This is a genomic window from Kitasatospora sp. NPDC051170 (assembly GCF_044455705.1).
In the GTDB taxonomy this organism is placed as follows: domain Bacteria; phylum Actinomycetota; class Actinomycetes; order Streptomycetales; family Streptomycetaceae; genus Kitasatospora.
On record NZ_JBITFA010000014.1, the window covers coordinates 82217 to 102698 of the forward strand.

15 protein-coding genes are annotated in these 20482 nt (G+C 75.4%); 10 read left to right on the top strand and 5 right to left on the bottom strand.

Translation table 11 applies throughout. From position 1 onward, the window contains the following. The first annotated feature begins 147 nt into the window (after positions 1-147). The 7 genes from ACIBCA_RS27070 to ACIBCA_RS27100 all read left to right on the top strand — a co-directional run bounded on the left by ACIBCA_RS27070 (position 148) and on the right by ACIBCA_RS27100 (position 10038). Entirely contained in the window at positions 148-1716 is a 1569-nt protein-coding gene (locus tag ACIBCA_RS27070; RefSeq protein WP_396285608.1) for a DUF3604 domain-containing protein, read from the top strand. Positions 1717-1784: 68 nt separating this feature from the next. Continuing rightward, positions 1785-2564, top strand: a complete 780-nt coding sequence (locus ACIBCA_RS27075) for a polysaccharide lyase (protein WP_396285609.1) — start codon at positions 1785-1787, stop codon at positions 2562-2564. Positions 2565-2621: 57 nt separating this feature from the next. Further along, positions 2622-4193, top strand: a complete 1572-nt coding sequence (locus ACIBCA_RS27080; RefSeq protein ID WP_396285610.1) for an ABC transporter substrate-binding protein — start codon at positions 2622-2624, stop codon at positions 4191-4193. Between the two features lie 126 nt (positions 4194-4319). After that, a complete protein-coding gene (locus ACIBCA_RS27085) occupies positions 4320-5279 on the top strand; it encodes an ABC transporter permease (RefSeq protein WP_396285611.1) in 960 nt (319 codons plus the stop codon). Further along, positions 5276-6121 carry an ABC transporter permease gene (locus tag ACIBCA_RS27090; RefSeq protein ID WP_396285612.1) on the top strand — a complete coding sequence of 282 codons (846 nt, stop codon included), beginning with the start codon at positions 5276-5278 and terminating at the stop codon, positions 6119-6121. The genes ACIBCA_RS27085 and ACIBCA_RS27090 overlap by 4 nt, the downstream gene beginning before the upstream one ends. Then, positions 6118-7986 carry a dipeptide ABC transporter ATP-binding protein gene (locus ACIBCA_RS27095; RefSeq protein ID WP_396285613.1) on the top strand — a complete coding sequence of 623 codons (1869 nt, stop codon included), beginning with the start codon at positions 6118-6120 and terminating at the stop codon, positions 7984-7986. Before ACIBCA_RS27090 ends, ACIBCA_RS27095 begins: the two co-directional genes overlap by 4 nt. A gap of 39 nt (positions 7987-8025) precedes the next feature. Continuing rightward, entirely contained in the window at positions 8026-10038 is a 2013-nt protein-coding gene (locus tag ACIBCA_RS27100) for a hypothetical protein (RefSeq protein ID WP_396285614.1), read from the top strand. Between the two features lie 52 nt (positions 10039-10090). On the opposite strand, the gene ACIBCA_RS27105 is transcribed toward ACIBCA_RS27100, so the two are convergent. The 3 genes from ACIBCA_RS27105 to ACIBCA_RS27115 form a co-directional block, all read right to left on the bottom strand. Next, complete coding sequence (locus tag ACIBCA_RS27105; RefSeq protein ID WP_396285615.1) at positions 10091-11389, bottom strand: sulfatase; 1299 nt, start codon at positions 11387-11389, stop codon at positions 10091-10093. Positions 11390-11393: 4 nt separating this feature from the next. Then, positions 11394-12395 carry a hydroxyacid dehydrogenase gene (locus ACIBCA_RS27110; RefSeq protein WP_396285616.1) on the bottom strand — a complete coding sequence of 334 codons (1002 nt, stop codon included), beginning with the start codon at positions 12393-12395 and terminating at the stop codon, positions 11394-11396. Between the two features lie 118 nt (positions 12396-12513). After that, the gene (locus ACIBCA_RS27115; protein ID WP_396285617.1) at positions 12514-13767 is read right to left on the bottom strand and encodes an ROK family protein; all 1254 of its coding nucleotides are present in this window, start codon (positions 13765-13767) and stop codon (positions 12514-12516) included. A 109-nt stretch (positions 13768-13876) separates the two neighbouring features. Here ACIBCA_RS27115 and ACIBCA_RS27120 point away from each other — a divergent pair, with 109 nt between their 5' ends. From ACIBCA_RS27120 to ACIBCA_RS27130, 3 genes are all read left to right on the top strand, one after another. Further along, on the top strand, positions 13877-14650 hold the full coding sequence (locus tag ACIBCA_RS27120) for a sugar phosphate isomerase/epimerase family protein (protein WP_396285618.1): 774 nt from the start codon (positions 13877-13879) through the stop codon (positions 14648-14650). 33 nt (positions 14651-14683) lie between these two features. After that, positions 14684-15085, top strand: coding sequence for a pyridoxamine 5'-phosphate oxidase family protein (locus ACIBCA_RS27125; RefSeq protein WP_396285619.1), 402 nt, complete (start codon positions 14684-14686; stop codon positions 15083-15085). A gap of 177 nt (positions 15086-15262) precedes the next feature. After that, the gene (locus tag ACIBCA_RS27130; RefSeq protein WP_396285620.1) at positions 15263-16609 is read left to right on the top strand and encodes a Tim44-like domain-containing protein; all 1347 of its coding nucleotides are present in this window, start codon (positions 15263-15265) and stop codon (positions 16607-16609) included. A 212-nt stretch (positions 16610-16821) separates the two neighbouring features. Here the strand turns inward: ACIBCA_RS27130 and ACIBCA_RS27135 are convergent, their stop codons facing one another. Further along, entirely contained in the window at positions 16822-19797 is a 2976-nt protein-coding gene (locus ACIBCA_RS27135; RefSeq protein ID WP_396285621.1) for an ATP-binding protein, read from the bottom strand. A gap of 118 nt (positions 19798-19915) precedes the next feature. Further along, positions 19916-20383, bottom strand: coding sequence for a hypothetical protein (locus tag ACIBCA_RS27140; RefSeq protein WP_396285622.1), 468 nt, complete (start codon positions 20381-20383; stop codon positions 19916-19918). Between the last annotated feature and the right edge of the window lie 99 nt (positions 20384-20482).

Sequence of the window (20482 nt, forward strand, 5' to 3'; positions counted from 1 at the left end):
TGAAGCGGATGTTTCATCCGATGGCGATCGCGCGACGCCTGCCGAGGTGACCTTGACCGTTGCCCAGGCTTCCGGGCTAACTTCTTCTCAGAGTCGATCAAACATCCGCGACGACCGACCGACCGCGACCCGAGGAAGCCAGCCCCGATGACCGCCCCCACCACCGACGCACCCGGCTACGCGGGCCTGGGCCTGTACGTCGGCGACCTCCACAACCACTGCGGCATCAGCTACGGCCACGGCGGCATCGAGGACGCCTACGCCAACGCCCGGCTCCAGCTCGACTTCGCCAGCGTCACCGGCCACGGCTGGTGGCACGACCTGCCCGAGCGCACGCCCGAACTGGCGAGCCTGGTCGACTACCACACCGAGGGCTTCGCCCGCCTGGCCCGGCTCTGGGACCACGTCCAGGACGTCACCGCCGCCGCCCACCGCGACGGCGAGTTCGTCACCTTCCAGTCCTTCGAGTGGCACAGCCTCGCTCATGGCGACCACTGCGTGTACTTCGACGGCCCGCGCGGCGAGATCATCCGGGCCGGCTCCCTGGAGCAGCTGCGCACCCGGCTTCGCGAGCTCGCCGCCCAGGGCGTACGCACCTGGGCGCTGCCCCACCACATCGGCTACGGACCCGCCCGGCGCGGCATCGACTGGGCCTCCTACACCGAGGAGTTCGCCCCGGTGGTGGAGATGATGTCCATGCACGGCTGCGCCGAGTCCGACGAGGCGCCGCGCGACTACCTGCACACCATGGGCCCCCGCGCCGCCGCCGGCACCGCCGTCCACGGCCTGCGGCTGGGCCACCGCTTCGGCCTGATCGGCTCCACCGACCACCACAGCGCCTTCCCCGGCAGCCACGGCCACGGCCGACTGGCCGTCTGGGCGCCGGAGTTGACCCGCGACGGCATCTGGACAGCCGTCCAGCAGCGCCGCACCTACGCCATCACCGGCGACCGCATCCTGCTCGCCACCTCCGTCAACGGCGCGCCGATGGGCGCCGAGACCGCCTCCGCCGACCGGCGCCGCATCCGCGTCACCGTCCGGGGCCGCGACGCCCTCGACCACGTGGAGCTGCTGCGCAACGGCGTGCCGATCCACCGGGTCAGCCGTCCCGAACTCCTCGTCGGCGCCGGCGCGTCGGACGCGTTCACGGGCACCCTGGGCCTCGCCGTCGGCTGGGGCAAGCGCGGCGAGACGGTCCACTGGGACGTCACCCTGCGCGTCGAGGGCGGACGGCTGCTGGACGTCCAGCCCCGGCTGCGCGGCTCCGAGACCGTGGCCCCCGCCGAGGCCGAACCGGTGACGTACCGGCCCTCCACCTGGGAGCGCACCTCGCCGGCAGAGGTCCGGCTGCGCACCGTCACCGAGGGCAACCCCAACACCGCCACCGACAGCACCCAGGGGCTCTCCCTGCGGATCGAGGGCGACGCGCGCACCCGGCTGGTCGCCGTCGTCAACGGCGTCGGGAGCGCGCACACCGTCGGCGAGCTGCTGGAGGGCGCCCGCACCGGCTTCACCGGCGGATTCGTCTCCGGCGCCTACCGGTTCGACCGCGCGGTGCCCGACCGGGAGGCGAGCGCCGAGATCGACCTCACCGACGAACGGCCGGGCCACGACGGGGACTTCTACCACGTCCGGGTACGCCAGCTGAACGACCAGTGGGCCTGGTCCAGCCCGACGTGGGTGGGAGGGGCCGACTCCTGTCGCCGGGCCGGCTGACCCCGCGCCCGCGCCAGCCGGCCCACCGCCCTCCACGCCCAGACCCGAACCCGAGAAGGAGAACCACCATGTCCCGCCTGTCCGGACGCCTCGCCGGCGCCGTCCTCACCGCCGCCCTGGCCGTGACCGTCGCCGCCCCCGCCCACGCCGCCCCCGCGCCGGCGGCAACCGTGGACGGAACCTCCGTCTTCGCCGACGACTTCGAGTCCGGCACCGTCTCCGCCTGGACCCGCCAGCGCATCGACGGCAACGGCAGCATCACCGTCGCCCCCGCCCCCGCCGGGGGCAGCGGCCTGGCCGCCCGCTTCGCCGTGCCGAACGACGGCGCCTCCTACCGCTCCGAGGTCGCCGTCAACTCCCTCGGCTGGGGCAGCTACCGCTTCGCGCTCGCCGACTACCTGCCCGCCGACTGGGCGCTCACCTCCACCGAGACGATCCTCGCCCAGTGGCACGGCTACCCGCTCGCCGACGGCAGCGACACCAAGCCGCCCATCGCCCTGACCGTCAAGGACGGCAGCTGGCGGCTCAAGGTGCACTGGCTCACCGACCCCACCACCGTCCAGGAAGCGGTGATCCCGCTCGGCGCCGTCCAGTTCGGCCACTGGAACCAGTGGGCCTTCGACATCACCTGGTCCACCGACACCACCCCCGGCAGCATCACCGTCCTGCGCGACGGCGTGCAGGTCGGCGCGTACACGGGCCTCAACAACTACCACCAGAACCAGTCCCCGTACTTCAAGACCGGGATCTACCGGGCCAACTGGAACCCGGCCAAGGACATCCCCTACCCGACCGGCGGGCCCGACGTGGTGGCCTGGAGCGACAGCGTCGTCGTCACCGAGTACTGAGCGTGAGAGTGCCGAGCAGCCGATCCACCGACCGAGAACCGAAGAGGTAGCACCACCATGAGCGAAGCAGCCCGCCGACCCGGCCTGCCCCGACGAGGCTTCCTGGGCATGGGAGCCGCAGCGGCCGCCCTGCTGGCGGCGGGCTGCCGCTCCGCCACCGACGACGCCGCCGGGGCCGGACCCGCCGGAGCCTCCACGAGCGCGAGCGCCCCCGACCTGCAGATCGTCTACGGCGCCGCCCCCGACCCGACCCAGCTCCTCCACCGCGGCCCGGACACCCCGGTGTTCGTCAACCTGGTGCTGGACCGGCTCGTCGACCTCGACCCGCAGACCCTCCAGCCGGTGCCCTGGCTCGCCACCTCCTGGGAGTGGAACGCCGACCGCACCAAGCTCGTGCTCAAGCTCCGCGAGGACGTCGCCTTCCACGACGGCCGCCCGCTCAGCCCCGACGACGTCGTCTTCTCCCTCACCGGCGCCACCAAGACCTCCCAGGTCAAGCCCCTGCTGGAACGCCTCGCCGACATCAAGGCCAGCGCGGCGCACGAAGTCACCCTCACCCTCGCCAAGCCCACCAGCAACCTCTTCGACGCCCTCGCCTTCAACCCCGTCGTGGACGCCCGCAGCTACGTCGACGGCAAGGCCGCCGACAAGGTCAACGGCACCGGGCCCTTCACCTGGCAGGCGTTCAAGGGCGGCAACCAGCTCGACCTGGCCCGCCACCCCCACTACTGGCAGAGCGGGCAGCCCCGATTCGAACGGATCACCGTCCGCTCGGTGACCAGCAGCCAGGCCGCGCTCTCCGCCCTCCAGTCCGGTCAGTCCCACCTGATCGGCGCCGTGCCCGGGCGCGACCTCAAGGTCCTCGCCGGGAACGCCGCGTACACCGTGCAGTCCGCCAAGTCCTCGTACCAGCAGGCGTTCCTCGGCGCGAACACCGCCACCAAGCCGCTCGACGACCGGCGGGTGCGCCAGGCCCTCCAGTACGCCGTCGACCGCGAACGCATCGTCGCCCAGGTGTACGGCGGCCACGCCGAGGCCAGCAGCCTGCCCTGGCCCTCCCACACCCTCGGCGTCACCCCCGACCAGGTCAACCGCTACTCGCACGACCCGGACAAGGCCCGCGGACTGCTCCGCGAGGCCGGCGCCGAAGGCACCCGGCTGCCGCTCACCGCCGCCAACTCGCCGGTGTTCGCCTCCCTCGTCGAACTCGTCAAGTACGACCTGGAGCAGGCCGGGTTCGGCGTCGACGTCCAGCTGCTCGACAACGCCGCCCTCCAGCCCAAGATCCAACAGGGCACCCTGGAAGGGCTGTTCATCGCCAACCACGGCATGGTCAGCGTCTCCCCGCTCAGCGGCATCACCGTCTCCGGCCCGCTCCAGGTCGGCCGCAACACCTCCCACGTCACCGACCCCGCCTACGCCGACCTCCAGGCCCGCGCCTTCGCCGCCGCCGACGACACGGCCAAGGCCGACGTCAACCACGCGCTGTCCGAGTACCTGCTCACCGAGTCCTTCCACATCACCCTCGCGCACGCCTGGGAGACCTACGCCTTCGCCTCCTCGGTGCACGGCGTGGCCACCAGCGCGCTCGGCTACCTGCGGCTCGGCGACACCGGGCGCACCGCCTGACCGCGCCTGACCGCGCCTGACACTGTCTGACCCCGTCTGGCCCCAGCGATCCCCGCCGATCCACGCAGTGACGTCCCAGGGCGACCCCCACCGCCCTGGGGCCCTCCCCACCCTGGAGTCCCCTCCGTGCCCTACTGGACCAGAAAGGCCGCCGGCGCCCTCGCCACGCTCTGGCTCGCCTCGGTCGCCGTCTTCCTGCTGCTGCGCCTGGCCCCCGGCGACCCGGTCTCCGCCGCGCTCGGCGCCGAGGCCGACCAGGAGCAGCGCGACCGGCTCGCCGCGGGCCTCGGCGTCGACCGGCCGATGGCCGCCCAGTACCTGGGCTGGCTGAAGGGCCTGCTCACCGGGGACGCGGGCGACTCCTTCCACTACCGCGAACCCGTCAGCCGCCTGATCGGCCAGAGCGTCGCCAGCACCCTCCAACTCGCCCTCGTCGCCGGGCTGTCCATGCTGCTGCTCGGCCTGCTCCTCGGCGTCGCCCTGGCCTCCGAACGGCGCCACCGCCTGGCCCGCACGCTCGACCCGCTGGTCACCGCCCTGCTGGCGCTGCCCGTGTACGTCACCGCCGTGCTCTTCGTCTTCGTCTTCGCCGTCCTGCTGCGCGTCCTGCCCGCCGGAGGCGAACGCGACCTGCTCACCGCGCCCGACCTCTCCCTCCAGTACCTCGCCCTGCCCGCCGCCGCCCTCGCCCTGCCCGGAGCCGCCGTCCTCGCCCGGCTGCTGGCCACCGAGCTGCGCCGCACCCGCCAGGAGGAGTTCGTGCTCACCGCCGTCGCCAAGGGCGCCTCGCCCCGGCGCGTCCTGGCCCGGCACGTGCTGCCCAACAGCCTGGCCCCGTTCTGCGTGGAGTTCGGCCTCCACCTCGGCGAACTGCTCGGCGGCGCCGTCGTCGCCGAACAGCTCTTCGCCCGGCACGGCCTGGGCCAGCTGCTGCTGGACGCCATCAACCAGCGCGACTACCCCGTCGCCCAGACCCTGATCATGCTCGCGATCGCCGTCGCCGTCCTCGTCCAGCTCGGCACCGAACTGCTCGTCGGGCGGCTCGACCCGAGGATCGCCCGCGCCGGAACGGGGGAGGCCCGGTGACCGTCCACGGTCTCGCCGCCGGGCGCCGCCCGCGCCTCGCCCTGCCGCCCGCGCTGCGCACCCCGCGCGGGCGCACCGGCGCCGCCCTGGTGCTCCTCGTTGTCCTGCTGGGGCTCCTCGGCCCGCTGCTGCTCGACGCCGACCCCTACCAGCAGGGCCGCGACGCCCTGGCCGGCCCCACCTGGGACCACCCGCTCGGCACCGACGAGGTCGGGCGCGACCTGCTGGCCCGCGCGCTCGCCGGAGTCCGCACCGAACTGCTGGTCTGCCTGCTCGCCGTCCCCGCCGCCGCCTTCCTCGGCACCCTGCTGGGCCTGCTCGGCGGACTCAACCGGCTGCTCGGCGAACTCGTCCAGCGCCTGTTCGACCTGCTGCTCGGCCTCCACGGCCTCCTCCTCGGGCTCGCCCTCGCCCTGCTGGTGCGCCCGGGCCTGGGCACCGTGGTGGCCACCATCGTGCTCAGCGCGCTGCCCTCCTTCGGCCGCCAGGCCCGCGCGGCCCTGCTCGGGCAGCTCGCCCGCGACCACGTGGTGGCCGCCCGGGTGCTCGGCGTCCCGCGCGGCCGGGTGCTGCGCCGCCACGTCCTGCCGAACGTCGTCGACGCGACCACCGCGCTGCTGGCCGTCGCGATGGCCCACGCCGTCAAGATCGAGGGCGGCCTGAGCGTGCTGGGCCTCGGCGTCCAGCCGCCCGCCCCCGCACTCGGCTCGATGATCAACGCAGGCTCCAAGTACCTGTTCCTGCAACCGGGTTACGCCCTGGCGCCGGTGGCCCTGCTGGGCCTGCTGGTGTTCGGCCTGACCCTGCTCGCCGACTCGTTCAACCGGGAGAGACTGCGTTGACCGCGACCGAGACCGAAGCCGTCGACGGGATCACGAGCCCGGCGCCCCTGCTGGAGGTGCGGGGTCTGCGGGTCGAGGCGGGTGGGGCCGAGGCGGTGCGCGGGGTGGACTTCGCCGTGCGGCCCGGGGAGATCCTCGGCCTGGTCGGCGAGTCCGGCTCCGGGAAGACGCTCACCGCCCTGGCCGTCAACCGGATGCTCCCGCCGGGCTGCCGCACCACCGCCGGCACCGTCCGCTTCGACGGCACCGACCTGCTCGCCCTGCCCGAACCCGCCGTACGGGCCGTGCGCGGGCGCCGCATCGGCATGGTCTTCCAGGATCCGCTGGCCCACCTCAACCCCCGTACGCCCGTGGGCGGTCAGCTCGCCGAGGCTTCCCTCGTCCACGGCGCGGGTCGCCGCCAGGCGCGCGAGCGGGCGCTCGAACTGCTCGACCTGGTCGGCATCGCCGAGCCCGCGCGCCGCTACCGCGACCGGCCGCACGAGTTCTCCGGCGGCATGCGCCAGCGCGTCCTGATCGCCATGGCGATGGCCAACCGCCCCGACCTGCTGATCGCCGACGAGCCGACCACCGCGCTCGACCCCAGCACCCGGGTGGAGATCCTGGACCTGCTCGTGCGCCTGCGGGACGAGACCGGCACCGCCGTCCTGGTGATCACCCACGACCTCGGCGTGGTGGCCCGCAGCTGCGACACCGTCCAGGTCATGTACGCCGGACGGATCGTCGAACGGGCCCCCGCCGCCCGACTGTTGGCCCGCCCCCGGCACCGGTACACCGCCGGGCTGCTGGCCGGGGTGCCCCGGCTGGACGGGCCGCGCGGTGCGGCGCTGACCGTCATCGGCGGGCGCCCGCCCGCGGCCGGACAGGCGCCGCCCGGGTGCGCCTTCGCGCCGCGCTGCGCGGCCGCCGTGGAGCGGTGCGCGAGCGAGGAGCCGCCGTGGTCGGGGGCCTCGGGGGCGTCGGGGGCGTCGGGGGCGTCGGGGTGGTCGGGGTCGTCGGAGGAGGCGGAGGGGGAGGGGGAGGCGGGCTTCGCCTGCCATCTGCCGGTGCCCGTAGGTGAGATGACGATACGTCAGGTGGTGCGGGACCGGGCGGTGGAGCGCGAGGCCGAGCCCGTCCTGGTCGCCGAGGACCTGACCGTCCGCTACGGCCGCCGCCGGCCCCCGGCCCTGGACGGCGTGAGCCTGAGCGCGGCCCCCGGGCGGGCGGTCGGGGTGATCGGCGAGTCGGGCTCCGGCAAGTCCACCCTGGCCCGCGCGCTGCTCGGGCTGGTCTCCCCGCACACGGGGACGGTGCGGGTGGCGGGCCGCTCCTGGGCCGAGGCCGGGCGGGCGGAGGAGCGCGGGCTGCGGCGCCGCGTCCAGATGGTCTTCCAGGACCCGTACGCCTCGCTCAGCCCCCGGATGACGGTGCGCGAGGCGCTCGCCGAGCCGCTGGCCGTCCACGGCCCGGGCGAGCGCGACCCGCGCGGGCTGTGCGAGCTGGTCGGCCTGCCCGAGGCGGTGCTCGACGCCCGGCCGCACCGGCTCTCCGGCGGGCAGCGCCAGCGGGTCGCGATCGCCCGGGCCCTCGCCGTCGGCCCGCAGGTGCTGGTCGCCGACGAGCCGACGTCCGCGCTGGACGTCTCCGTGCAGGCGCAGATCCTCAACCTCTTCGCCGACCTGCGTGAACGCACCGGCGTCGGGCTGGTGTTCATCTCGCACGACCTCGCGCTGGTGCGGCACCTGTGCGACGAGGTGCTCGTGCTGCGGCACGGCCGGGTGGTCGAACGGGCCCCCGCAGAGCGGCTGTTCGCCGAGCCCGCGCACCCGTACACCCGGGAGCTGCTGGCGGCCGCCGGCGCTCCCGTACCGACCCGGCTGTGACGGACCCCGCCGTGACCGGACCCTGGACCCTGGAGAACCATGTCTTCCGTGAACCCCTCGCGCCGCCGACTGCTGCTCGGCACGGGCGCGGTGGCCGCGCTCTCGGCCCTCGGCCTGCCGTCCGCCGTCGCGGCCCCCGCCGTCTCCGCCGTCTCCGCTCCGGAGGACCCGGACGTGACCGGACTCGGGCCCGGGAACGCCGACTTCCCGCTGATGAGCGCCACCCTGATCGGCGAGACCGTCTGGATCGGCTCGCGCAACCTCGCCCCCGCCCGGGTGATCGGCTACCACCTGCCGACCGGCCGGGTGACCGCCACCGTCGACCTGCCCACCGGCAACTTCGTCCAGGGCTCGGCCGCCTTCGCCGGCGCCCTGTACCTCGGCGTCACCGACGCCCCCGGCGCCACCAACCTCTACCGCTACGACGGCACGCTCACCGCGCTCGGCACCGTCCCCGGCGCGGACGTACGGGACGTCGCCGTCGCGCCGGACGGCACCGTCTACGCGACCGGCCGCCAGAAGGGCCGCGCCGCCGGGCCCGGGCTGTACGCCTGGGACCCGGCCACCGGCGCCGTCACCGAGGTCGCCTCCCCGGCGCCGACCGCCACCCAGGGCCGGGCCGTCGCCGCCACCGCGACCCGCGCCTACCTCGGCGTCGGCAGCAACCTCGCGGGCGGCTCCGGGGCCGGCCCCGCCAGGCTGTACGCCGTCGAGCGGGCCACCGGCGCCGTCACCGACATCACCCCGCCCGAACTGCGCGGCGACACGGTCGTCCGACGGATCACCGTCCTCGGCGACGACCTGCTGGCCGTCTCCACCGAGGGCGCGCCCGCCCACGTGGCGCTGCTCGACCCGGCCGACCACCGGGTGCTGCGCGCCTTCGCCGTGCCCGGCACCAAGAGCGTGACGAACTTCCAGCGCCGGGGCGACACCCTCTGGTTCACCTCCACCGAGCACGGCGTGCTGTGGCGCCACGACCTCGCCACCGGCGCCCTCGAGCAGCTCGCGGTGCCCGTGCCGGACGGCAACTCCTGGGGCCTCGGCCGGTACGGCGACACCCTCGTCGGGGTCACCGAGGGCGGCACGGTGTGGACCCTGGACCTCGTCGGCGGCGCCGTCGCCATCCGGGACCTGGTCGAGGCGGGCGCACCCGCCTCCGCGCAGCTCGGCATGTCGGTGGCCGCCCGGGGCGGGCGGGTGTACGTCGGCGGCAACGGCTCGATCGCCCTGCACGACCTCGCCGCGGGCACCGTCCACAAGCTCCCGGTGCCGGGTGAGGCCAAGGACACCGTCGTCCTCGAGGACGGCACCCTCTACCTCGGCGTCTACTCCTCGCAGGGCATCTGGCGCTACCGCCCCGGGCTGGACGCGGTGCCCGTGCAGGAGGCCGCCCTGCCGCAGGCGCAGAACCGGCCGCAGGTGATCCGGCGGGACCCGTCCAGCGGCCTGCTGCTGCTCGGCGTCCAGGCCGACACCACCGGCGGCGGCTCCTTCGTCACCCACCGCCCGGGCACCGACCGGCCCACCGTCCACCTGGACCCGCTCGGCCCCGGCCAGCTCGTACGGGCCGTCGCGGCCGGGCGCGGGCAGGCGTTCCTCGGCGGCGACAACGCCCGGCCGACCGGCCCGCGCGGCGACCTGGCGGCCTGGGACCCGGTGGCGGGCCGCGAGTTGTGGCGCACCGCCACCGACCTGGGCGCGGGCGTCAGCAGCCTCGAGGTGCACGGGCACACCCTGTACGGGCTGACGGTCGACGGGACCGCCTTCACCGTCGACCTGCGCCACTCGGGGCAGGCCGGGTACGTCCCCGTGATCGGTCGGCGCGCGGCCCTCGGCGCGGCGGCCGGGACCAACCCGCGCCTGCTGGCCGTCGGCGGGGCGCTGTACGGGATCAGCGAGCGGGCCCTGTTCCGGCTGGACCGGGACACCCTCGCCGCCACGGTGCTGGTCGAGGTGGACGCCGAGTGGTACAGCGGCGCCCGGCTGGCCGCCGACGAGGACGGCGTGCTCTACACCCTGCGGGGGCGGGAGCTGATCGCGGTGCGGCCGTAGACAGGGGCTTCGGAGGGGCTGGCCCGGGGTCTCCGGGCCAGCCCCTCTTCGTTCACTGCGTGGCTCGGGGCACGAAGCGGGCGAACGGGTCGGCGACCGCCGCGCAGTGCTCGGCGAGCAGGCCCCGGAAGCGGTCGAGCAGCGGCGCGTGCCGGGCGTCTACGGCGAGGTTGACCAGCTCGCCCGGGTCGGCGGTGAGGTCGAAGAGCTGCTCGCGGTGGTCGCCCCAGGCGTAGCAGACGTACTTGTGCCGCCCTGAGCGGACCATCCGGCCCAGCGCGTTGTTGAAGCCGGGGATCTCCCAGCGGGTCTCGACCACCACGCTGGCGTGCTCCTCGGGGGAGCGGAGGCTGCGGCCCGGCAGGCCCGGCAGGCCCGGCAGGCCCGGCGACAGGCCCTGGGGCGCGGTCAGCCCGGCCAGGTCGCAGAGGGTGGGGATGAGGTCGAGCCCGGCCGCCACCAGCCGCTCGTCGACGGCTCCGGCGGCCACGCCGGGCCCCGTCACCACGAGCGGGACCCTGACGCACTCCTCGTACAGGGCCCACTTCTGGTTCCAGCGGTGCGCGCCCGCGCCGTCGCCGTGGTCGGAGCTGAAGACCACCACGGTCTCCCGGTCGCGGCCCTCGAGCGCCTTCAGCAGCTGCCCGATGTGCCGGTCCACGCGCTCGACCAGCGCGTAGTAGGCGTGCCGGTAGCGCCGCCAGTCGTCCTCCCGCCAGGCGGCGGTCGGGTGGGTGTGCGGCTGGGCCCGCTCCGCGAGGCGGGGCAGCGCCGCTTCGTACGGGGCGACCGGGAAGTTGGCGGGCAGCGGCGGGAGTTCGGCGGTGGGCGGCGGCGCGGGGAGCGGGCCGGTGCGCGGGTCCTGGCCGCGGGCCCACTCGCAGATGCCGTGCGGCTCCAGGAAGGAGGCGACGAGCAGGAACGGGCGCTCGCGCGGGGCGCGGACGAACTCGGCGGCGGCGCGGGCCAGTCCGGCGTCGTCCCCGCCGGCGGGGTGGATGCGGCGAAAGCCCCGGCCCTCGGGCAGGTCGAGCTCGGGCAGGTGCCACTTGCCGCCGTAGCCGCAGTCGTACCCGGCCTCGGTGAACAGCCGCCCCAGCAGCGGGTCCTCGGGGCCGCCGGTGTTGCCGGTGACGCCGACGGTGCTGGGCAGGCGGCCGGTCATCAGGCTCGCCCGGGACGGGGTGCACAGGGGCTGGGCGCAGTAGGCGTTGGGGTAGCGGGTTCCGGCGGCGGCCAGCGCGTCCATCGCGGGGGTGCGCAGGTACGGGTTGCCGGTGGCGCTCATGGCGTCGGCGGTCTGCTGGTCGGTCAGGATCAGGACGACGTCGGGCTGTCGGGGTCGTCGCACGGTGTCAGGCCATCCGTTCGTAGGCGCGGCGGTCGAGCGCCCGCAGCAGCGGTTCGCCGCGCAGCCAGCGCTCGAACTCGCCGACCACCAGGTCGCCGAGGCGGCGCCGTTCCAGCGCGCGGCTGCCCGCCAGGTGCGGGGTGACGACGACGTTGGGCAGGGTGAACAGCGGGGAGTCCGGCACCGGCGGCTCGGGGTCGGTGACGTCCAGCACGGCGAACAGGTCCGGCCGTTCGGCGAGGACCTCCAGCAGCGCGGGCTCGTCCAGGACGGCGCCGCGCGAGGTGTTGACGAGGGTGGCGCCGGGCCTCATCGAGGTCAGCAGCCGGCGGCCGATCAGCCGGTGGGTCTCGGGGAGCAGCGGGGTGTGCACGCTCACCACGTCGGCGGTGGCGAAGAGTTCCTCGAGACCGACGGCCCGCACGCCGGGCGGCGGCGGGGCGTACGGGTCGTGGGCGAGGACGGTGACGTCGTAGCCGCGCAGCATCTCGCAGACCAGGCGCCCGGCCGCGCCGAGCGACAGGACGCCGACGGTGGAGCCGTACGCGCCCGGGGTGCGGCCGGCCGGGACGGCGGCGCGGGCGGCCCGGGCGGCGAGGACGTGGCGCCAGCCGCCCTTGAGGGCGTACACGATCTGGGCGACGGTGAACTCCGCGACGGGGACGGCGTTGGCGTGCAGGGCGGTGACGATCGGGACGTCCGCCGCCCAGAACGCCTCGCCCGCGATCCGGCGCACCGATCCGGCGGCGTAGAGCACCAGTCGCAGGCGCGGGAGGCGGGCGAGGGCCGGGGCGTCCAGGACGGGGCCGCCCCAGCCGGTGAACAGCACCTCGACCGCGCGCAGCGCCTCCGGCGGGGCGGCGGCCAGGCGCTCGGCGGTCCAGACGCCGTCGGGGGAGGCGGGGTCCCGCAGCAGCTCGGCGTGGGCGGCGACCCGGGCGCGGGCCTCGGGGCCGTAGACGTCGGGGAAGCGCGCTGGGTCCATCGCGAAGGCGGCGGTGGGCATCCGGGTCTCCTCACTGGCGGCGTCCTCACGGGGGCGTCGGCGCTCAAGGAGTTTCTATCATAGTGAGAAATAGTGGGTTGGGCCGATGGGCCCAGCGGGCCCAGCGGGCCCAGCGGGCTCAGCGCGTGATGAAGGTCGCCCCGTCCGCGAGCCGCACGGCCGCCGTGGCCGCACCCACCAGCTCGGTGGTCGTGCTGTGCACCACCACCAGGCGCGGCACGACCGGCACCCGCCCCTGGAGCCGGGGCTCGATCGCGGCGGGCAGCTCACCCCCGCTCTCCCAGAACAGCCGACCGCCGAGGGCGATCAGCTCGGGCGCGAGCACCGTGCTCAGGTTGGCCACCAGCAGCGCCAGGTCGTCCGTGAGTTCACCGATCAGCCGGGAGGCCGCCGGGTGGCCCTCCCGCCCCAGCCGGAACAGCTCGGCCACCCGCTCGGCCGGGCTGCCGGACACCGTCAGCCCGGCCTCGGTGATCCGCCGGTCTACCGCGTGGTCGCCGATCCGGGCCTGGGTGTCGCCGGTGCGCCCGAGCGGCCGGTCCAGCGCGGCGCGCCCGGACATGAGGTGGCCCAGCGCGCCCGCCGCGCCCAGGCGGCCCCGGTGCAGCCGGCCGTCCAGCACGATCCCGGCGCCGACCTCGATGCCCACCACGACGGCCGCCAGGTCCCGCACGCCGCTCGGCGCCTCCGCCTGCTGCACTGCCAGGGCGACCAGGTTGACGTTGCTCTCCACCGCGACCGGCACGCCGTACCGCTCCTGGAGCAGCACCCCCAGCCGCAGCCCCGGCCACTGCAGCGCGGGCGCGAACTCCACCAGCCCCGTGCGGTCCCGCACGACCCCCGGCACCCCCACCACCAGGGCGCGCGGCGCCCCGGCGTTGCGGCCCGCCCAGGCCCGCAGGCCGTCCACCAGCGCGAGCAGCGGCTCCGTCAGCTCCTCGGCCGCGACCTCCCGGGGCCCGTCGGCGCCCAGGGGGCCCCGGTCGGCGAACTCCCAGTGGTGCTCGGCCTCGTGCAGCACCACACCCTCGAGGTCGGTCACCACGCCGAGGATCCGGCGCGGACGCACGGCCACCGCCAGCACGGTCTGCGCGCGGGCGTTGTAGCGGATCAGCTGCGGCGGCCGGCCCCCGCTGGACGGCGCCCGCACGCTCTCCACCTCCACCAGGCCCTCGGTCCGCAGCACCTCCACCAGCCGGTGCACGGTCGCGGTGCTCAGCCCGCTCTCGGCGGCCAACTGCTGCCGCGACAGCGTGCCGTGCCGCCGCAGCACCTCCAGCAGGACGGTCTGGTTGACCTGCGCGACGGTCTGCGTCGTGGCGGTGGCCGGGGTGCGGGCCGGGGTGCGGGCCGGGGTGCGGGCCGGGGGCATGCGGCGCTCCCTCGTCGTGAGGCTGGTCAGGACTTCATCTCAGTCCGAATATTATCCTGGGGCCGTACCCGTCCTGCCGCTCGCCGACCTTTCGCCGAGGAGCCGTGCCGTGCCGATCGCCTACTCCACCCTCGGCGTCCCCCGCCTGCCCCTGGCGGAGGCGTCCCGGCTCGCCGCCGAACACGGCTGGGACGGGCTCGAACTGCGCTGTGCCGAGGGCGAGAGCGTCCACCCGGCGATGACGGCCGCGGAGCGCCGCGCCGCCGCCCGCACCCTGAGTGCCCACGGCCTCGTCCCGCTCGCACTGGCCTCCTACACCGGCGTCGCCGCGCCCGGGCCGGACGAACCGGTGGTACGGGCGCTGCGTGCCGGGCTGCGCCTCGCCGCCGACCTCGGCGCCGCCGGACTGCGGGTCTTCCCGCGCGGCGGGGACGGGCCGATCGCCGAGGCCACCGAGCGCGCCGCCCGCCGGCTCGCCGCCGTCGCGCCGGAGGCCGAGCGCCTCGGCGTGCGGGCCCTGGTCGAGACCCACGACTCGCACCGCGGCGGCCGGGCGGTCGCCCGGATCCTGGACCGGGTCGCCCACCCCGCCGTCGGTGCCCTCTGGGACCTGCTGCACACCCACCTCGCCGGTGAGACCCCGGCCGAGTCGTGGGCGGCGCTCGGCCCGCACCTCGGGCACGTCCAGGTCAAGGACGTCGCCGGCCCCGAGGACCTCACCCCGCTGCCGCTCGGCACCGGCATCCTCCCGATCGCCGACTGCCTGCGCCTCCTGCCGGCCGGCGCCTGGGTGTGCTGGGAGTACGAGGCCCCCTGGCACCCGGGCGCCGCGCCGCTGCCCCCGTTGCTGGCGGCCGGTGCGCGGTTCCTCGGGGCGGCCTGAGCCGCGGGAGTGCGGGGCCGTACGATCGCGATCATGGCTCACGATCCGCGCGACCTCGACGACGCCCTGCTCGCCTTCTGGACCGAGCGGCACATCGCCACCCTGACCACCGCCCGCCCGGACGGCTCCCCGCACGTGGTGCCGGTCGGGGTCACCTTCGACCCGGCGACCGCGACCGCCCGGGTGATCACCAGCCGTGAGAGCCGCAAGGCGCGCAACGTCGTGGCGGCGGGGGAGAAGGGGCAGCGCGTCGCGCTCTGCCAGGTGGACCGGGCGCGCTGGTCCACCCTCGAGGGCGTGGCCGTCGTCCGCGACGAGCCCGAGCAGGTCGCCGACGCCGAACGCCGCTACGCGGAGCGCTACCGCACGCCCCGGGAGAACCCGGACCGGGTGGTCATCGAGATCGCCGTCGAACGGGTCCTCGGCCGGGGCTGACGGCGGCGCGGCACTACGCCGGTAGTGGCACTACGGATGTAGTGCCACTACCGGCGTAGTGGCATTTCTGGCCGCTGTCACCGGCCTGGGGCTGTTCGGGGCCCGAATTGTAGGCTCGTAGGGAACAGCTCTGTTTCGTGAAGGGGGAATCCCGTGCACGCCCGTCGGTGGACAACGGTGGTCGCTGGAGTCGTCGCGCTGAGCAGCCCGGCGGTCGCGTACGCCCGCGGTGGCGGCGGCAGCCACGGGTTCAGCGGCGGTGGGGGCAGTCACGGCAGCGGCGGCGGTGGGGGCAGCCACGGTGGCGGCCTTCACGGGTCGACCGGCGGATTCGGCTTCGGGTTCGGGGCCGGCAGCGGTGGCGGCGGGTTCGTCGTCCTGCTGGTGGTCGTGGTCCTGCTCCTCCTGTTCGTGTGGTTCATGCACCGGCGCCGGAAGACGGCGCAGGCGGTCGGCCTGAACACGGTGTCGGACCGTACGGCGCATCTCGCGGACGCGCAGGCGCGGGAGCGGGCCGTCCAGGTCGGGGCCCGGGTCGATGCCGTCGCCGACACGGACGCGACCTTCGACCGCGCCGCGCTCGAGCAGCGGGCGGTGTGGCTGTACACGACCGCCCAGGAGGCCTGGACCCGGCACGACCACGCCACGTTGCGGCAGATCCTCTCCCCGGTGCTCTACGGCAAGTGGGCCGACGAGCTCCGCGACTACGAGTCCCGCGGCGAGGTCAACGTCGTGGAGATCGTCTCCGGCCCGGCGGTCGAGCTCGTCGGTGTCGCGAACCGCGCGGGCGAGGTGAACGACACCGTGACCTTCCGGGTCTCCGCGACGCTCAGGGACTACGTGCGCCGCGCCAACCGCCCGGACGCCGTGCGCAAGGACGACTCGACGCGCCCGGTCGAGTACTGGACGCTGCGCAAGAGCCCGGCCGGGGAGTGGATCGTCTCGTCGGTGGAGCAGGCGGCCGAGGGCGCGCACCACCTGACCGACGCCGTCGAGACGGACGGCTGGGACCAGAAGGAGGTCGCCCGGGAGGCGGTGCTCGAGGTGGCCGGGAGGACGGCGGTCAAGGGCGCGGGCGACATCCTGTCGCTCACCAACATCTCCTGGAGCACGGACGCCGACGCCGCCGTCGGGGACCTGAGCGTGCTCGACGGCCGGTTCGACCGGGCGGTTCTCGAGGTGGCCGTCGAGCGGTTCCTCGAGGAGTGGGTCATGAACGACGGCAGCCTGGACTTCACGTCCGTGCGCACGGTGAACCGGACGGTCATGCGCGACGCCGTCGTCCGGTCGGTCACGGTGCGCTCGCTGGTCTCGCGCGATCCGGTCGTCTTCCGCGTCGCGGTCGACGCGGAGGGCGTCTACTACGAGGTCGACCGGCGCAGCGAGGAGGTGCTGCGCGGCGACGCGCACAAGCGCGGCCCGGTGGCCTTCGCCTTCGACCTGCGGCTGGACGACTCCTCGACCGACTCCTCGACCGACTCCTCGCCCGCTGCCTGGACCGTGATCGCCACCCACGTGGAGTGAACGGGGCGCAGTGAACCGGGGCGCAGTGAACGGGTCCGGCCGGGTCCGTCCCCTGTGCGGACCCGACCGGGTGCCTCGGGGGCGGCGGTGAGCGGTCTGGTCCACGGGCGCGCCCCGACGGCCGGCGCGTCGTGGAGGCGCCTGTGCCGTGCGGCTTTTCGACCGTAGGACGGGAAGTCTTACCGATCGCTTACCGATCGCCCGCCGACTCCTTACCGATCGGTGGCCGGGAGGGTGTCGGCGAGTTCGCGGGCCTCGGCGAGGGCGCGGGTGGCGGAGTCGGGCAGGCCGGCGCGGTCGTAGGCGCGGGCGAGGGTGTGCAGGGCGGCGGCGAGGAAGGAGCGCCAGCCGCGGGCGCGCCAGATCAGGACGGACTCCTCGAGGCGGGCGATGGCGGAGGTGTGGTCGCCGGCGGCGAGGTCCAGCTCGCCGAGGACGCCGAGGGCGTGGGCGAGGTGGTGGCCCATGGCGAAGCGGCGGGCGATGGCCAGGGCCGCCTCGGCGTTCTCCCGGGCGCGGGGGTCGCCGGTGGCCGCCTGGAAGGTGGCCAGGTAGAGGAGGGAGAACGCCTCCGCGTAGCGGTCCTGGAGGGAGCGGGCCATGGCCAGGGAGCGGGCGAGCAGCTCGCAGCCGTGCTCGACCCGGCCGTTGCGGCCGTGGGCGGCGCCGAGGAACTGGATGGCGGTGGCCTCGAAGCGGGTGTTGCCGATCATGCGGGCCAGGCGCAGGGTTTCGGTGAGGTGCTCGATGGTGCGGTCGAGGTCGCTCTCGCCGTAGGCGACGGCGATGATCTGGTGGGCCTTGGCCTGGCCGCCCGGGTGGTCGTGGAGGGCACCCAGCTCCAGGGCGCGGTGGGCGGCGTCCAGGGCCTCCTGCTCGCGCCCCTGGGCCACCAGGCTCCAGGCGGACAGGACCAGGGCGTCGGCGCTTCCGCGGGGCTCGCCCACCCGCTCGAACAGGGTCAGCAGCTCCTCGGCGCGGCCGTGCAGGGCCACCATCGTCTGGGAGCCGTCGCCCGGGGTCGTCCAGGTGGTCACCTCGAGCAGGCCCCGGGTGAGCACGGCCTCGCCCAGGACGTCCCCGGCCGCGCGGCAGGCGTTGAGGGCGGCGAGGTGCGTGCTGTGCCAGTCGTCGTAGAGGCCCCGTACGTCGCAGTACTTCTCCTGGCAGGCGGCCAGGTCCCAGGCCACCGAGGCCAGGCGCAGCCCGGCCGCCTGGCGGGCGCTCGCGTTCAGGGCGGGCTGTTCGGCGTCGAACCAGGCCGTCGGGTCGTCCAGCAGGGCGGCGGTGAGGGCGGAGGGCAGCCGGTGGCGGGGCGCGTCGCCGTGGAGCGGGGCGAAGCAGGGCCCGGGCACCTGGTCGGACGCCTGCTCGGCCAGCCAGAGCCAGGCGCCGAAGGCCCGCTGGAGCGCGGCGCCGCGCGCGCCCGGCTCGTCCGTGGCCTGGGCGTGTTCGCGGGCGTAGAGGCGCACGAGGTCGTGGAAGCGGTAGCGCAGGTGGGGCTCGGTGCCGGTCTCCTGGAGGAGCTGGGCGTCGATCAGTTCCTCCAGGCGCTGCTGCGCCTCCTCCAGGGGCGTGTCGGTGACGGCCGCCGCCACCCAGGGTGCGAAGTCGGGGGCGTCCAGCAGGCCGAGCAGCCGGAACGTGCGGCGGGTGGGCTCGCTCAGGCGGGCGTAGCCGACGGCGAAGCCGGCCCGGACGGCGAGGTCTCCGGCGGCCAGTTCGTCGAGGCGGCGGCGTTCGTCGGCCAGCAGGTCCGCGAGGCGGGCCAGGGTCCAGCGGGGGCGGGCGGCCAGGCGGGCCCCGGCGATGCGGACGGCCAGGGGCATGCCGCCGCACAGCTCGGCGATCCGGGCGGCGGCGAGCGGCTCGGCGGCCACGCGGGCGTCGCCGAGGATGCGGCGCAGCAGCGACTGGGCCTGGGCGGAGTCGAGTTCGCCGAGGTCGACGAGCCGGGTGCCGGGCAGGGTGGTGAGCGCGGAGCGGCTGGTGACGAGGACGGCGGGGCCGTCCTCGCCCTGCGCGGGCGTGGTGGGGAGCAGCGGTCTGAGCTGCTGCTCGTCGGCGGCGTTGTCGAGGAGGACGAGCACGCGGCGGCCGGCGAGCAGGGTGCGGTAGAGCGCGGAGCGTTCGTCGAGGGACTCGGGGATCTCCCGGGCGTCGGCGCCGAGGGCGCGCAGGAAGGCGGCGAGGACGCGGGCGGGGTCGGCGGGGCGCTCGTCGGCGCCGCGCAGGTCCGCGTAGAGGCGACCGTCGGGGTGGCGGGCGGCGGCGCGGTGGGCGGTGTGGACGGCGAGCGCGGTCTTGCCGATGCCGCCCATGCCGGAGACGACGGGGACGAGACCGGCGGCCAGGGTGTCCAGGACGAGCCGCACCTGCTCCTCGCGTCCGGTGAAGTCGGGGACGTCGCCGGGGAGTTGGGAGGGGGTGCGGGGTGCTCCTGGGGTGGCGTGGCGGCCGGCGCGGTCCTGGGCGAGGAGGGCGAGGAAGACGGACTGCACCTGCTCGCCGGGCTCGATGCCCAGCTCCTCGGAGAGCCGCCGGCGCAGCGACTGGAAGCGGCGCAGGGCCTCGGCGGCGCGCCCGTCGGCGGCGAGCAGGCGCAGCAGGGCGGCGTGGACGGGCTCGTCGAAGGGGTGCTCGTCGGCGAAGGCCGTCAGGGCCGTCAGGGCGGGGACGGCGGGGACGGCGGTGCGAGGCGCGCCGGTGGCCAGCGAGGTTTCGGCCAGGGACAGGACGGCGGCGCGGACGGCCGCTTCGACGGCCGTGGCCAGCGGGTCCTCGCGGTGGACGCGCTCCAGGCCTGCGAGCACCCGGCCTCGGCGCAGGGCGAGGGCCTCGGCGAGGCGGCCGTCGGCGGCGAGGGCGCGGAAGCGGGCGAGGTCCACGGCGTCGGGCGCGGTCAGCAGCCGGTACCCCTGGGCGTCGGACTCGAGCGCCACCGTCTCGTCCCCGAACCGGCCCAGCCAGGTGCGCAGCCGGGACATCCCCGTGTGCACCGCCCCCCGGCCCACCCGGTCCTGCCCCGCCCACACCAGCTCCAGCAGTCGCCCCACCGGCAGCCGCTCCCCCTCGGCGAGCAGCAGCGCCCCCAGCAGCCCCCGCAGGACGGTGGCGCGCGGCAGCGGCTGCGGCACGGAGTCCGCGGCGACCGTCAAGGGGCCCAGCAGCCCGAACGTCATCCTCATCCGCTTCAGCCCCCAGTAGACGAACACCCGCCGCGCCGGGCCCGGCCACGGTGGGCGGACTCGGCGCGCTCACGACACTAGTACGGATGCTGACCGGTGGCGGCCGTGGGCGGGTGGTTCAACCGAGCAGGCGGCGCCACCAGGGGCGGGGTGGGGTGGGGGCGTCGAAGGTGGGTGCGGGTGGGGGAAGGGTGAGTTCGGGGTGGGGGGAGGTGAGTTCGCCGTGGAAGCGGATGGCCCAGTGGGGGTGGAGGGCGTGGAGGAGGGAGAGCTTGCGGGTGGTGTGGTCGCCGGGTTCCTCGGGGTGGGCCTCGGCCCAGAAGTGGGCGACGTGGGCGGTGGCGGCTTCGAAGGCCCAGTAGAGGAGTTCGTCGGGGTCGCGGGTGGAGCGCTCGGTGACCAGTTCGCCGCGTTCGAAGTAGCGCTGGTGGAGGGTGCCGTCGGGGTCGACGAACATGGCGGGGGTGGCGCCCTCCAGATAGGTGAAGTCGGGGGTCTGGTAGGGGGTGAGCCCGATGAGGGCGCTCAGGCGGGCGATCTCGGCTTCCAGGGATGCCTGTTGTGGGCTGCGCTCGTCCGTGCTCATGGCGGTCATTATCGTCAATGTGACATGAAATGGGAATCCTGGCCCGCCATGCGTTTGAATGGGGCCCAACGGCGAGGAACGGGGCGGGCGTTGGAGCGG

Coding starts and splice junctions, on each gene's coding strand:
- ACIBCA_RS27070 (WP_396285608.1), top strand. CDS start 148: ATGACCGCCCCCACCACCGACGCACCCGGCTACGCGGGCCTGGGCCTG.
- ACIBCA_RS27075 (WP_396285609.1), top strand. CDS start 1,785: ATGTCCCGCCTGTCCGGACGCCTCGCCGGCGCCGTCCTCACCGCCGCC.
- ACIBCA_RS27080 (WP_396285610.1), top strand. CDS start 2,622: ATGAGCGAAGCAGCCCGCCGACCCGGCCTGCCCCGACGAGGCTTCCTG.
- ACIBCA_RS27100 (WP_396285614.1), top strand. CDS start 8,026: ATGTCTTCCGTGAACCCCTCGCGCCGCCGACTGCTGCTCGGCACGGGC.
- ACIBCA_RS27110 (WP_396285616.1), bottom strand. CDS start 12,395: ATGCCCACCGCCGCCTTCGCGATGGACCCAGCGCGCTTCCCCGACGTC.
- ACIBCA_RS27115 (WP_396285617.1), bottom strand. CDS start 13,767: ATGCCCCCGGCCCGCACCCCGGCCCGCACCCCGGCCCGCACCCCGGCC.
- ACIBCA_RS27125 (WP_396285619.1), top strand. CDS start 14,684: ATGGCTCACGATCCGCGCGACCTCGACGACGCCCTGCTCGCCTTCTGG.
- ACIBCA_RS27135 (WP_396285621.1), bottom strand. CDS start 19,797: ATGAGGATGACGTTCGGGCTGCTGGGCCCCTTGACGGTCGCCGCGGAC.
- ACIBCA_RS27140 (WP_396285622.1), bottom strand. CDS start 20,383: ATGAGCACGGACGAGCGCAGCCCACAACAGGCATCCCTGGAAGCCGAG.